The organism is Dyadobacter koreensis (assembly GCF_900108855.1).
Taxonomy (GTDB): domain Bacteria; phylum Bacteroidota; class Bacteroidia; order Cytophagales; family Spirosomataceae; genus Dyadobacter; species Dyadobacter koreensis.
Map to the genome: position 1 here is coordinate 246,390 of NZ_FNXY01000006.1, position 13,848 is coordinate 260,237.

The following is a 13,848-nucleotide window of genomic DNA, read 5'->3' on the forward strand; positions in this document are numbered from 1 at the left end:
TTTTATTTCATTCGAAAAAAGGTTTGTTTTGTTATTATGCGCAAGTAAATTTCGATTAGTGAGGTTGACGGGTAATTTTTTTATTTCAAAAATCATACAATGAAACTCAACGTTCAGGAAGAATTACAACAGGCATCTGCGCCGGTTCCGGAAAACGAATATGAAAGACTGATAAGTCTGGCGAATCTCGATTTGGATTATTCTGATCATCAAAATAATTTTAAAGACCTTGCAAAGCTGGCAGCGAAAGTTGCCGGGACGAGTATCTCGCTAGTCAACATGATCGATTCGTTAACACAATGGACGATTTCAAATTATGGGATGGATATTGACCAGATGCTCCGTGAAGACACCGTTTGTCAGTATACCATCATGAGCAATGAGCCGTTTGAAGTTGGTGATATGACGATTGATGAGCGATTTAGAGAATTGTCGTACGTAAAGGGGGATCCTAACATCCGCTATTATTATGGTGTTCCATTACAGCTTAATGCCGGATTGAACATTGGATCATTGTGCGTCATTGATAGTCAGCAGAGAGTATTGGATCCTGAAAAGATAGAGCTGCTAAAAATTATTGCAGATGAGATCGTTGGCCGGCTGAAAACTTTCAAAGTGATGGAAAGTCTGAAAGCTAAATTATTGGAAGCTAATAACACTCAGAAAAAAGTTGCACATGATATTCGTGGACCGATTGGCGGAATTATAGGTCTTGCGTCAATTATTCAGGGTCAGGGCGAGAATAATCAGATGGAGGAAGTATTGGAATTTATCAGTCTGATCCATAAAAGTGGAAATTCCGTACTTGAACTGGCAGACGAAATTTTGAGCAGTCACAAGCCAGAAACAAAATCGGGAATACTTTCGTCCAATGAATTTAATCTTTCTGTTTTTAGAGAAAAACTTCTAAAACTTTACGAACCTCAGGCGAGAAACAAAAATATTCATTTTCAGGTTAATACCACACTTGCAACAGAAACAGTACCTTTTTCCAAAAACAAGCTGCTGCAGATCGCCGGAAACCTGATCTCGAATGCGATGAAATTTACACCGGCTAACGGAGAAGTTGTTGTCGATCTGGACCTGGCTGTCAACCAGTTTGATAAGACTCTGGTCATTGTTGTAAAAGATACAGGAATCGGGTTGTCAAAAGATGCGGCCACAGCGATCTTGAATGGAACATCCGGAACAACAGACGGGACCGGCGGAGAATCCGGTTATGGTTTTGGATTGGCGCTGGTGAAACATTTGATCGAAAGTCTGAAAGGAAATCTTCGGATAAATTCACAACCCGGAGAAGGAGCGATGTTCATCGTGACATTACCTCAAAAATAAAAAATGAGCAGCCGCAATCTGCTGTGGCCGCTCATTTATAGTATGTGTTATAATCTATATTCCGGTTAGTCAACAGTTTGCCATCCTGATTCCGATGGCGACAAAACCGGAAGTCTTTCCTTGTAATTTTTTCGGGGAATGAAATTTTCGTCTGTCAGATACAGCGAACGTATTGAAGCACCTTTAACAACTGTCAATTCATGAAAGGAGGACAGGGACCCTGTTTTCCAGGTATTTTCGTTTAACCCTGTTCTAAAAAAAGTTTCTACCAAACAGAAAAAGACATATCCTTCCGGAGTTTCTCTGATTGCATAGGTGTGGTAATCGTCCCGGTTGCTGCTGTTTTCATAGCGGATTATCTTCTTCTTGTTCATTGATTCTGAAAAAAGACTAAAATACTCCTGATTTGTCATGCTTATTCTATTTCGTGAAACAAAGGACTCGTATCCATTATATACGATGCGAGAAGCAGGATAGATTTTTAACAAGAAAAAGTTTGCTGTGTATGAAACATAAGAATTAATGGCTGGAATTAAGCATATTGTTTGTCTGGATCGGTTTTTGCTCAGGTAATAACGTGTATGAATTAACGTTAAATGTTGGTAGCCGGCAGCTTAAATTTTGAACTCAAACTATTTCGACTTCTCAATCCGAAAGAGTTGATAAAATGAATAGTTGCGATGTAAAAATATTAACACTTTTATAATCAGTTATTAAAGCCAGTTTCAACAATAATTCATCTATATTTGAGTTCTATAGGCGAAACGAATAAACATCCAATTAAGGAAACGTCAACGATTTACTGAATCAGGTAATACTGATCAGAGAAACAGGGCAGAATTACTTTGTAAGAAAGAAGGTTTTCTGACCTGATACGGCTTTTAAATAAAAAGATAGCCTTAAAATTAATTATTGATCTTCTGCCATCACACGTCAGTCGATTTTCGATAAGACTGTCAACCCTTTTAATTTATAATTTATTTTTCAATGGCATTTTTAGATCATGTATTACAACCACCGGCATATGGCTGGAAGGATGAGGAAGGCAATTTGGTAAAACCGGGCGTTGGTGAAATTTTCAGAGAGTTTTTTGCAAGACTTAACATATTTGAAACACGCAAGAACTGGCTGCCCTTTTTTAGTTGGCTTAAAGTTCTTTGTTTGATACCTTTCTTTTTTCTGTTTGTTTTCAAGTATTTCAGTTTCTCATTATTTGCTGCTGCTTTTCTTTACAGTATGATTATCATGGGGACGCACGGCACGATCTGGCATCACCGCTATTGCACCCACGGAGCCTACAAATTTCGAAATAAATTCTGGCGGTTCTTTACTCAGAACCTTACTATCAATGTGATACCGGAAGAAATTTATGTAATATCGCATCACGTCCATCACGCCAAATCTGATCAGCCGGGGGACCCTTACAACGCCGAAGCAGGTTTTTTTTACTGTTTTCTTGCTGACGTAAATCATCAGCCGATTGCTAAAAATTTAACAGAACAGGATTATAACCGCGTAAAATTGCTGATGAGCCATACGGGTATCAAGGCAAATACATACGAACAATATCAGAAATGGGGTTCTTATGTAAATCCATGGCGCGCCACGATGGCCTGGGTTTTGAACTGGTCATTTTGGTACCTGACTTTTTATTTAATTGGTGGTCATGGGCTCGCCTGCACATTATTTGGAGCCGCAGGATTCTGGGCAGTCGGTGTGCGAACTTTCAATTATGAAGGTCACGCAAAGGGAGAAGATAAGCAACGTGAAGGAACTGATTTTAGTCAGAGAGATAAATCGATCAATCAATTATGGCCTGGTTTTGTTGCAGGCGAATGGCATAATAACCACCACTTATTTCCGAAAAGTGCCCGAAGCGGATTTAAGGCGCATCAGATTGATATGGCTTTTTATTATATCAAATTTATGAGTGTTATCGGTGCTGTAAGTTCTTACACAGATTCAAAAAAACAGTTTCTGGAACAATATCATTTGCCTTATCTGGAAAGCAAGAATGTCGAAAAAAAGGTTTTAATAAACGATTAATAGAAAAAATAAAAAACGGTCAGCTTGTGTTTCACAAACTGACCGTTTTTTTTATTCACTCTGCAAAGACCTTACCGGATTCATCAAAGCTGCTTTTATGCTTTGAAAGCTCACCGTAAACATCGCTACAAAAATGGCAATTGCTCCGGCCAATGCAAAAATTTCCCACGTCAGTTCGATACGGTAAACGAAACTTGTCAGCCATTTATCTACTGCATACCAGGCAACGGGGATCGCGATGATAATGGAAATAAAAATCAGTTTCACAAAATCTCTCGAGAGTAAGCTGATAATGCTGGCCACATTTGCTCCCAAAACTTTTCTGATTCCGATTTCTTTTGTCCGTTGCTCAGCAGTGAATGCCGCCAGACCTAGCAGCCCAAGACAGGATATAACAATCGCAAGAATACCGAAATACTTGATTAGTGTGTTGACGATCATTTCTGATCGATACATTTTTTCATAATCTTCATCCAGAAAATGATAGTTGAAAGGGTAATTTGGATTGAATGTTTTGGTTACTTTTTCTAAATGCGCAATGGCCTCAGATGTTTTTCCAGCCTTCGCTTTTATCATCATAAATTCGGTATTCAAACCTTTGTAATTGACAAAAATCAAAGGCTGAATCGCTGAATGAAAAGTACTCAGGTGGAAGTCTTTCATTACACCGACGATGGTGCCTTTTCCCATCCAGAAGCTGACCTGCTGCCCAACCGGACTTTTCATTTTCATCATTTTTGCAGCAGCCTCATTAATGATATAATTCGCTGTATCTGCGGCAAATTCTTTGGAAAAATCCCGTCCGTCAACCATCTGTATATTCATTGTCTTGGCGAAATCGTATCCGACAAAAGTGGCATTTACAGTGTTATCAAGGTCCTTGTCGCGACCAGCCCAGTCCAGATCGCCGGAATTAGCCTGAATGTTGGTCGGAATAGCTCCGGTGGTTGTAGCAGATCCAATAAAAGGTGAATCCAGTATTTCCTGCCGAAAGGCTTCAAGTTTATTCGGAAGCTCTCCTTCAAGCGAAATATACATCACATTTTCCCGGTCGAGCCCCAGTTTTTTTGTTTGTATGTAATGCATCTGGCGACTAATGACCAACATACCTGTGATCAGAAATACCGAAAGAGAAAACTGAAAAACAACAAGACCCTTTCTTAGAAACGCACCGGAATTAGTAAAAGTCAGCCTTCCTTTAAGTATACGGATCGGCTGCAAACCTGAAAGGTAAAGTGCAGGATAACTACCGGCAACGAGCCCCGTGATAAAAATTAATCCGATCACCGAAAGCCATAAAACAGGATCAGAAACAGTGAGATTGATTTGTTTTTGAACAACTTCGTTGAAAACCGGCAGTAATAAGGCCACGAATACAAGTGCCAGAACAGCAGCAAGCATGCTCACGATCAAAGACTCGCCCATAAATTGCATAACCAGAAATTTCCGTTCAGCCCCTACAACTTTCCTGACTCCGACCTCTTTCGCCCGTTTAACAGAACGCGCCGTGGCAAGATTCATAAAATTTACACATGCAATCAGCAATATAAAGACAGCGACAAGCGAAAAAACGCGGATATATTCGATTCGTCCGCCTACTGGTTTCAGATTTTCAAATTCGGAATACAGGTAAACATCTTTTAGGTTCTGCAGTATAGGAAAACTTACAAATTGCGGAGGAGAATTCTTTTTTATAATTTGCTGCATCACTTTTTCTGCGTGTGCAGGATCGGCATTTTGGGATAATCTGGCGTAGGTTTTAAAACTGTAATTCCCCCAGGTTTTCATCCAGTCCTGCTCCTGAACTTTAAAATTAACGATCCAGTCGCAGCTCACCGATGAGTTTTGAGGGATGTCTTCAAAAACCGCATTGACGGTGAAATTTGCTGCGTTATCAAGCTGGATTGTTTTGCCCAAAGCACTCGTGGTTCCGAAATATTTCTCCGCAAGTTTTCTGGAGACGGCGATCGATGTTGGGGCGATCACGGCTGACTGCGCATTACCTTCTAAAAATGGGATCTGAAAAACTTTGAAAAAATCAGAGGTTGCATAAAAACCAGTTTCCTTTGTTGATTTCTCTCCAACTTTAACGAGCAAATCTCGGTTATACGTAATTTTAGTTATCGCCGCCAGATCGGGAGATTCCTTTTGGATGGCCTCAAACCAAGGCCCGGGTGTCGTCTCACCCACGTTTTTCTGTCCTTTCCAATCAGATGCGGGACGGACAAAATAGATTTTTTCAAGATCTGGATAAAAACGGTTAAATGACAATTCGTCCTTAACCCAAAGCCAGATAAGCAGGCTGCAAGACATGCCCAACGCAAGGCCAAAAATATTGATGAATGAAAAAAGCTTACTTTTTAATAAACTTCTGATCGCAATTTTAAAGTAGTTTTTGAACATGGCGATATTGTATTATTAAATGTAGGTTAAGGTTTAATAATACAGCAAAAAATATATACCACTTTAAGTCATTATTTCAATTATTTGATTTTCAGCTTGTTTGATAAATTTCAAATTTGTCTTTTGTTCGTTTTTGAACACTTGAACATAGGATCGGACATGAACGAACCTTTCCTAATGTGCCACTATTCCGGTTTGCTAGTTAATTTTCAGCCATCCGGTTATGCTTAGCCGCGTTGTGTTGGTAAGTAAAACTTCGTGTTCCAGTTCACTGCTTTTGAAAAACACACTTTTCCCACTTGTGGGGGCAATATTTTGTTGGGTGTTTTCCTGATGAATACGTAATTCTCCTCCATCCTTTTCCTCCCAATCGGCGTTAAGATACATGATCATCGAATACTGGCGACTTCCGTTATTTCGAAACTGATCCAGATGCTTTTTGTAAAAACTGCCTTTTTCATATAAGGTATAATGAAATTCATAGCCGGTAATTCCGGTGTAACAAGAGCTGTTTAAATGACTGACAAATTGATCCATCAAATCAAAAAAATCGTTTTCGTGAGGGTCGTTATGCTTGCGGTCAAGCCAGTAAATCTTGTCTCCCCTGACCCTTTTGTCCTGCACCACAACGACTTCGTTTCCGGTTCCGGCATCGAGAAGTTGCTTATCAGCATATAAAGTTCTGAGATTATCTTTTAAATGAGAAGCCAGAGCTTCGCTTAAAAAATTTTCTGCGATGCCCACCTTGTTGTCTATAAAGCTGTCGATGAGGGTATTAAAGATTTTTAGCAATGAGCTGAGTTAAGCACTCCGGCAGATCGCCGTGTCCTGGTGAAGGTAGCTGTAAATCGGCATTAAATAAGATATAATTTTGCAGACCGATAACGTTCTGACAAACTAATTTTGGTATAGTTATTTTACAGACTTACGATAGATCAATAATGCTTACGATAGATCAATAATGCTATTTATTAACAACCAACGCATGACAACAGAAGAAACAGACCGGATTATAGAAATGGCCTGGGAAGACAGAACCCCGTTTGAAGCGATAGAGTCTCAGTTTGGGTTATCAGAAAATGAAGTTATAAAACTAATGCGGAATCAATTGAAGCGAAGCAGTTTCGTGATGTGGCGAAAGCGAGTGAATAGCGGCGTTAGTCAAAAACATCTGTTGAAAAGGGAGCCGGGTATCAACCGTTTTAAATCATCGCTGCAACGTATTATCACCCATAATTCGATCAGCAAACGTTAATCCTGATCCGTTTCTTTATTAATTTTTTCTTCCGCCAAAGCGACGTCTTCACTGTCTGCCTTGGGTTCTTCCTGTTGGACGTCTGCATTGACTTCGTATTGCAGAGAAATAAGAATTGGGAAATGGTCTGAATTGAAATTTTCTAACCTTAAAAGTCTGATCAGTTTGAAATCGGTAGAACAGAAAACGTGATCCAGAGGGAATCTCAGGAAAGGGTACTTCGCATGGAAGGTATTGAAAAATCCACGTCCAATCCTTGGATCAAGTAACCCACTGATTTTAGTAAATAATTCGGTTGTATATGACCAGGCAACGTCATTCAAATCACCGACGACGATAGTAGGAAAAACATTTTCTTTCACTTCTTTCGCGACAAGGAGAAGCTCTTTATCACGCTCGGTAGAATACATATTCTCACCCGGTACCGGTGGAGTAGGGTGTACGCAATATAACCTCACCTTTTGGCCGGACAGTAATTTCACTTCTGTCTTTATGGACGGAATCTCATCATCCACCAGATATCTTACTTCTGAATTGACAAGTTCAAATTTGGAATATAGAAGCATTCCGTAGGTATTTTCCAGAGGAACGAGTACCTGATGCGGGTATTTTTCTTTCAGTTCTTCTGTTCCCTTGCACCAGTATTGATCTGTTTCAAGGAGCAAAATAATATCCGGATCGTGTCGGTGAAGCATTTTTAAACACCCTGCCGTATTCTTATTGTCCTGAAAAACATTGGAAGAAATAATACTGACCTGATTTTTGTCGTCAGGCCTCGCAGCTTTTAGCAGAACTTTCTTGGCGAAGAACGTAAACTTATAGATTTGAAAAACAAGATAACCTGCATTACCAATCAGTGCGGCAATAAATACGTATTGAAAGTTTGTGGAAACAGTAAAAAGGGAAGTGTAAACGATAAGAATGATAAGGTTCAGAAATAGTTTCTGTAAACGGGGATATTCGAAAACACGGAAAGCCCAATAATCATTTTTGATCAGTGGAATAACCGAAAACAGGACGATAAGTCCCCCAAATATTTCAAGAAATAATTTTAACGCGTGCATTAATTTAAAGCGTAGGTATTTAACGATGACGCGCGAATATCGAATAAATTCAGTACTGAAAAAAAGAATAATTTTTTTAAGTACTGAATTTCATCATGATATCTCATCCGGATAATGGGTTATTTGGCTAAAAAAGGCTTTAAAAGCTCAATTTCACCTTCCAGTTCCAGAAGCAGTCCGATTAGATTTTCTTTATGAAAAGATTTCATATGTTCCAGTATTCCAGCAATTTCTGTGATTTTTATCAAATAAGCAGCGGATGATGCTCCTTTAAGCTTGTGTCCTATGGCGTTAATCCCGCTCAGATTTTCGGTTGCGACGCTAAATTTCAAATCACTTAAATTTTTTATCAGACTGTCTCTTGTTAATTCCAGGAATTCAGCGATAAATTCGTCATCGCCCATGTAAACTTCTTTCAGTTTATCGATATCAATGTGGTGATTTTCGGGCTTACCGGCTCCGGTTTTTTCGATTGATTCCTGTATGCCCGTTGAGCCAGTATATTTATGAAAGACCTGCCAGATAGCATCTTCGACAAAGGGTTTTGAAATAAAATCGTCCATGCCCGCTTCGAGACATTTATCACGCTCACCTTTCACATTGCCTGCGGTTAGAGCAATTATTGGTATATGCTTGTTCGTTACCAGTTCCCGGATTGCTATGGTAGCTTCGTAACCATTCATTTCTGGCATTTGCACATCCATAAAAATGAGATCCGGTAGTTGCTTTTTGCATAATTCCACTGCTTTTAAACCATTATCGGCTTCCAGTATCTGCGAGTTCGGACTAATTTTCCCAATGATTGTCTTCGCCAAAAACATATTGACGGGATTATCTTCTGCGACAATAATCCGTAATTTCCCATTACTTATTTCATCTTGAACTTCTGTGTAGGTAACTTCCTCTGTTTTTTCTTTTTGAGACAAACGGGTTAATGACAGAAAAATGTCATGAAGTTTAATGGGTTTGATCAGCCGGTAATTGATATTCAGTTCCTCGCAACCTTTGAGGACTGTAGCGTCATCCGCAGAGCTGTTCAGCAATACTATCGGAAGCTCATCGGCATCCATCGAAAAAGTTTCTCTTATTTGTCTTATCGTTTCCAGTCCGTCCTGATAAGGCATATGATAATCCATCAAAACCGCATCAAAAGTTTCCCCCCGGGCGAGGATATTCAAAGCATCAAAGCCATTGCTAGCCTGGTCGGATTCAACTTTTAGAAGCCTGAGCATTTCAGCCAGAATAATACGGTTGTTGTCATTATCGTCAACAATTAAAACACGTTTGATAGAATCCAGATTTTCCCATTCGATTGCTTCGCCAGGCTCAGAGCGCATGGCCAGATCGAAAAAGAAAGTACTGCCGACGCCCGGAACGCTTTTGAGCTGAAGCCTGCTTCCCATCATGCCTAGCAGCTTGTTCGAAATGGTAAGTCCCAGACCCGTTCCACCATATTTTTTGGTCGTAGAGCCGTCTTCCTGCAAAAATGCCTCGAAAATTTTATTCTGCTTATCTTCCCTGATTCCAATTCCGGTATCACGTACAGAAAACCTGCACATGATATGTTCGTTTTCCTGTGGGTCGTATTTCAGAATTTCGATTTTTAGTTCAATTTCGCCGTGCTCTGTGAATTTGGCCGCGTTACTTAACAAATTTATTAAAACCTGTTTTAGTCGGATCTCGTCAACCCAGACAAATCTCGGTAGATCAGAGGGTATATTCAGAAGCATTTCCAAACCCTTGCTTTGAATCGGAAACGAAATTATATCGGCCGATTGGGAAGTTATTTCATAGATATCGCATTTATCAACATCTAGTTCCAGTTTGCCAGCTTCTATTTTCGAAAAATCCAGAATGTCGTTTATAATACTCAGAAGTGCGTTGGCAGACTGATTGACTATACCTAAATATTGCTTTTGCGTATCGGTCATCTTGGTTTTCATAACCAGATCGGTGAAGCCGATAACCCCGTTAAGTGGTGTTCGGATTTCATGGCTCATATTCGCCAGAAACTCAGATTTTGCGATACTAGCCTGCTCTGACTGGATTTTGGCCTGCTTCAGCTCTTCTCGCCGAAGTGCTGTTTCTGTGATATCCTGAGTGAAAATCATAATTCCCCCGACGCTGCCGTCAAATTGATACCATGGCCTGACTTCCCATTTCAGATACTGGTCGTGGTCCCATCCCGGCGGACGCCATGTTTCTTCGTCTTTTGTGAGAATTTCGCCTTTCAGGCTTCGCTGATGGATTTTTTTCCAATTATCGTCAATTCCCGGAAAAACCTCGTAATGAGATTTGCCAATAATGTCCTGACCTACAAGGCGGTACTCTTCCAGCCAACGATGGCTGATAGCCAGATATCTTACATTTTGGTCAAACATTGCGACCGCGGCTGGTGCATGCTCAACGAAAGCAAGTAACCTGGCCCTTTGTGTAACAAGTTCTTCCTCAGCTTTCTTCCTTGCCGAAAGGTCGCTTGCTACGCCAAGATACCCAATAATTTTGTTTTGAATGTCTCTGATAGTTGTAACGACAACTGAAACAGGAAAAAGTGTCCCGTTTTTCTTTTTATATATCCATTCACTTATCTCGGAGCCTTCCCGTTCAGCTTTATATACCAAAGTCTTAAAGCCTTCAACGGGAGTTGAATACAACCGCGATAATTCTTCTGACCGGGCCCGTATTTCTTCCTCGAGGTGAAGCTTGGAAGGTGTCGATTTGCCAATCATTTCTTCGGCAGAATAACCGAGTAGTTTTTCAGCGCCTTTGTTAAAAACTGTGATAATTCCATTGATATCAGTGGCGATCACGCTTACTTCGGATGCTGCATTCAGGACATCATCCAGTAGTTTTTTTGAATTCCTAAATTCCAGTTCAGCACGTTTCTTGGCGTCGATATCCTGAAATGTTCCGTAAAGCCTTTTACAGGTTCCGTTTTCCATTTCCGAGTTACCAATTGCGCGTACCCACAGATCTTCGCCTTTTGAAGTCGTCAGTTCCAGTTCAAGATCGTATCCGGTACCTTCCCGCAATGCGAGGTCGACAGCCTTTTCAAGCTTTTCTCTACTTTCTCCATGTTTGTAAAAATCCATAGCCAATTCAAGGGTTGGCTGATAATCAAGTGCTACCTGATGAATTTCCTTTGTAACCTCTGACCAATTGATTTTTCTGGTTTCCGGATCAACTTCCCACCCTCCGACGCGCGCTGTACGGTTAGTTTGCAACAGCATTTCCTGCGTTTTCTGCAGGCTTTTGGCCATTTGATGACTTTTAGTAATGTCGATAGAATTACCAACGACGTAAGAAATACCGTCCAAAGACTGGACAAGAACATTGTGATAACTCCAAATTCTGTAACTACCGTTTTTGTGTACCGTGGTCATCAATCCGCTGGACTTTCCTGTTGTGGAAATTTCGTGCAGATAATCCGTTAAAATAGTATGATGTTTTGGTGGAATGAGGTCAAAAAGGCTTAGGTTCAAAACTTCTGCGGTCGTATAACCTAATAATTCGGCACCTGCGGAGTTCACGGTCAGGAAATTTCCGTTCATGTCATGAGTGCACATGAGGCCCTGCGAATTTTCAAAAAATGATCTGAAATTTTCTTCGCTAATCCTTAATTTATTTTCGCTGATTTTTTCGTCTGTGATATTTCTGGCAATAGCAAAAATATTTCCGGTCACCGGCTCCGGCGTTGCAGTCCATTGCAGATAAAAATATCGTCCGTTTTTTGCTCTGAACCGGTGTACAAAGTTGACTGTAGTCTGCCCTTCTGCAAGCCTGGCAACTTCCAGATATGTTTTGTCGACATCCTCCGGGTGAATAAGCTCAAACAATGTGGTTTTTAAAAGGAATTTTTCATCCCAGCCTAATATTTCCTCAAATGCAGGATTTATCTTTCTGAAATATCCGTCTGTGCCGGCAATGCAAACAAGGTCATTTGAAAGCTGGAAAAGTTTTTCAAAATGTCTGAGTTCTTCTCTTTTACGCTGGTCAATAATAAGCGAAATTGCCTGTTCAGCAAGCAGTTTTAACGCGTCTTTTTGATATGTAGTAAGTTTGTTTATTTTTTTGTCAATCACGCAAAGTGTCCCCAACGAATATCCTTTCGGATCCACGAGCGGGAACCCCGCGTAAAATCGAATATCAGGGCTTCCGGTTACCAGTGCATTTGTTTTGAAGCGTTCGTCCTGCGTTGCGTCTTCTACTTCAAATAACGAATCACCCATGATCGCATACTGGCAAAATGCAAGATCTCTCGACGTCTCCTGGACATCAAGACCTTTTCTTGACTTAAACCATTGCCTTTTTTCATCAACAAAAGAAACAAGTGAAATCGGCGTCCCGCAAATCATAGATGCCAGTTCCGTCAGTCTGTCAAATTCTCTTTCGGTATGAGTATCAAGAATTTGATAACTTTGTAAGGCTCGTAATCTTTCGTTTTCATTGTCTGGTATGGGGGGAAGTTTCATTTTTTCGTTGAGTATATCACATTCCAAATTCCACTAAATCTCATGATTTTTTTTGGATTATTAAAGAATAATAGGGTAAATGTACTTATCCATGAAAAGAATGTAGTCTGGTGTGATTGAGGCATGATAAATTATATTTTTGTTTAAAAAAAATATGTAAATCGTTCAAGGTTATTGGTAAGTTACGAGTTGGTGTCGGCGTATGGTTGAAACTTAAAAATCTCTTAATGAATGTTCTTAATATGATTACAGAATATCTTGAAAGCACGAAAAAGCAGTTTCGTTATTATAAATTGCTTGGCGATAAAACTCTTGAACAGCTGTCAGACGAGGAGCTTTTTTGGAAATTCAATCAAGAAAGCAATAGCATTGCGGCCTTGGTTAAACATTTGGCGGGAAATATGCTTTCTCGCTGGACGGATTTTCTGACGTCTGACGGTGAAAAAGAATGGCGCGACAGAGACTCCGAATTTGATGATGATTTGAAAAGCAGGCAGGAAGTTTTGAAGAAATGGAACGAGGGATGGAAGTCTTTATTTGACGCTTTGGATTCTTTAAATGAGGAAAACTTTCATACAATCGTCTACATAAGGAACCAGGGACATACGATTACCGAGGCAATCAACCGGCAGCTTTCACACTATCCTTATCATGTCGGGCAAATGGTTTTTATTGGGAAAATGGTAAAAAACAATCAGTGGCAATCGCTTTCTATTCCACGTGGCCAGTCAGGAAATTACAACGATGAGAAGTTTTCAAAGCCGAAAAAAACTGAACATTTCACAGATCAGTATATCAAAAAGGACGGTAATCAGCATTAGTGATTTCAGGAAAGTGGATAGAAATGTTCTGCTGGCGATAGCAATCTTCAAAAGATTAAATCCTTATAATTATTAAAAAACAACTGTTATTGTCGACTGCTGTTACTCGAAAATTATCACTGAACTAATCTTGTCACATAATCAAATTGTATCAAGGCGGTCCATTAATAGCCATCAAACACAAAGGCTGTGATTATCTCTTCGCCATTACGTATTTCCGGGATGCCACATTTTGGACAACAATGAAGGTGTGGATTTGCAGTGATTGTTTAGTATTAATTAACATTTAGTTAATATACTTTTCAATTTATCCGTATACTTTTACGCCATGAAAGTATTTATACAAATCAAATGTTAAATATTTATAAACATTTATTTGGTGATACTTCTTATTTCAACTATTTTTATAGCGCCTGAAATGACAAAATGACTTAATTGTTTTGACATTTCTG

Annotated in this window: 9 protein-coding genes; 4 read left to right on the forward strand and 5 right to left on the reverse strand. The window is 39.8% G+C overall.

Going from position 1 to position 13,848, the window contains the following annotated elements; translation table 11 throughout:
* The first annotated feature begins 99 nt into the window (after positions 1-99).
* A complete protein-coding gene (locus BMY70_RS19790) occupies positions 100-1,335 on the forward strand; it encodes a GAF domain-containing sensor histidine kinase (protein ID WP_090338020.1) in 1,236 nt (411 codons plus the stop codon).
* 65 nt (positions 1,336-1,400) lie between these two features.
* Here BMY70_RS19790 and BMY70_RS19795 read toward each other — a convergent pair whose 3' ends face one another.
* Entirely contained in the window at positions 1,401-1,748 is a 348-nt protein-coding gene (locus BMY70_RS19795; RefSeq protein ID WP_090338021.1) for a hypothetical protein, read from the reverse strand.
* Positions 1,749-2,322: 574 nt separating this feature from the next.
* Here BMY70_RS19795 and BMY70_RS19800 point away from each other — a divergent pair.
* Positions 2,323-3,381: a fatty acid desaturase gene (locus BMY70_RS19800; protein WP_090338022.1), complete on the forward strand. Its 1,059-nt coding sequence runs from the start codon at positions 2,323-2,325 to the stop codon at positions 3,379-3,381.
* A 51-nt stretch (positions 3,382-3,432) separates the two neighbouring features.
* On the opposite strand, the gene BMY70_RS19805 is transcribed toward BMY70_RS19800, so the two are convergent.
* Both BMY70_RS19805 and BMY70_RS19810 read right to left on the reverse strand, forming a co-directional pair.
* Positions 3,433-5,784, reverse strand: a complete 2,352-nt coding sequence (locus tag BMY70_RS19805; RefSeq protein WP_090338023.1) for an ABC transporter permease — start codon at positions 5,782-5,784, stop codon at positions 3,433-3,435.
* 198 nt (positions 5,785-5,982) lie between these two features.
* Positions 5,983-6,576: a 2OG-Fe(II) oxygenase gene (locus tag BMY70_RS19810; RefSeq protein ID WP_090338024.1), complete on the reverse strand. Its 594-nt coding sequence runs from the start codon at positions 6,574-6,576 to the stop codon at positions 5,983-5,985.
* A gap of 193 nt (positions 6,577-6,769) precedes the next feature.
* On the opposite strand from BMY70_RS19810, the gene BMY70_RS19815 reads away from it, so the two are divergent.
* On the forward strand, positions 6,770-7,039 hold the full coding sequence (locus tag BMY70_RS19815) for a TIGR03643 family protein (RefSeq protein WP_090338025.1): 270 nt from the start codon (positions 6,770-6,772) through the stop codon (positions 7,037-7,039).
* Here BMY70_RS19815 and BMY70_RS19820 read toward each other — a convergent pair.
* Together BMY70_RS19820 and BMY70_RS19825 are read right to left on the reverse strand one after the other, a co-directional pair.
* Positions 7,036-8,103, reverse strand: a complete 1,068-nt coding sequence (locus BMY70_RS19820) for an endonuclease/exonuclease/phosphatase family protein (RefSeq protein WP_090338026.1) — start codon at positions 8,101-8,103, stop codon at positions 7,036-7,038. The genes BMY70_RS19815 and BMY70_RS19820 overlap by 4 nt on opposite strands.
* A gap of 119 nt (positions 8,104-8,222) precedes the next feature.
* Positions 8,223-12,575: a PAS domain S-box protein gene (locus BMY70_RS19825; RefSeq protein WP_090338027.1), complete on the reverse strand. Its 4,353-nt coding sequence runs from the start codon at positions 12,573-12,575 to the stop codon at positions 8,223-8,225.
* Between the two features lie 242 nt (positions 12,576-12,817).
* On the opposite strand from BMY70_RS19825, the gene BMY70_RS19830 reads away from it, so the two are divergent.
* Complete coding sequence (locus BMY70_RS19830) at positions 12,818-13,396, forward strand: DUF1572 domain-containing protein (RefSeq protein ID WP_090338327.1); 579 nt, start codon at positions 12,818-12,820, stop codon at positions 13,394-13,396.
* Positions 13,397-13,848 lie beyond the last annotated feature (452 nt).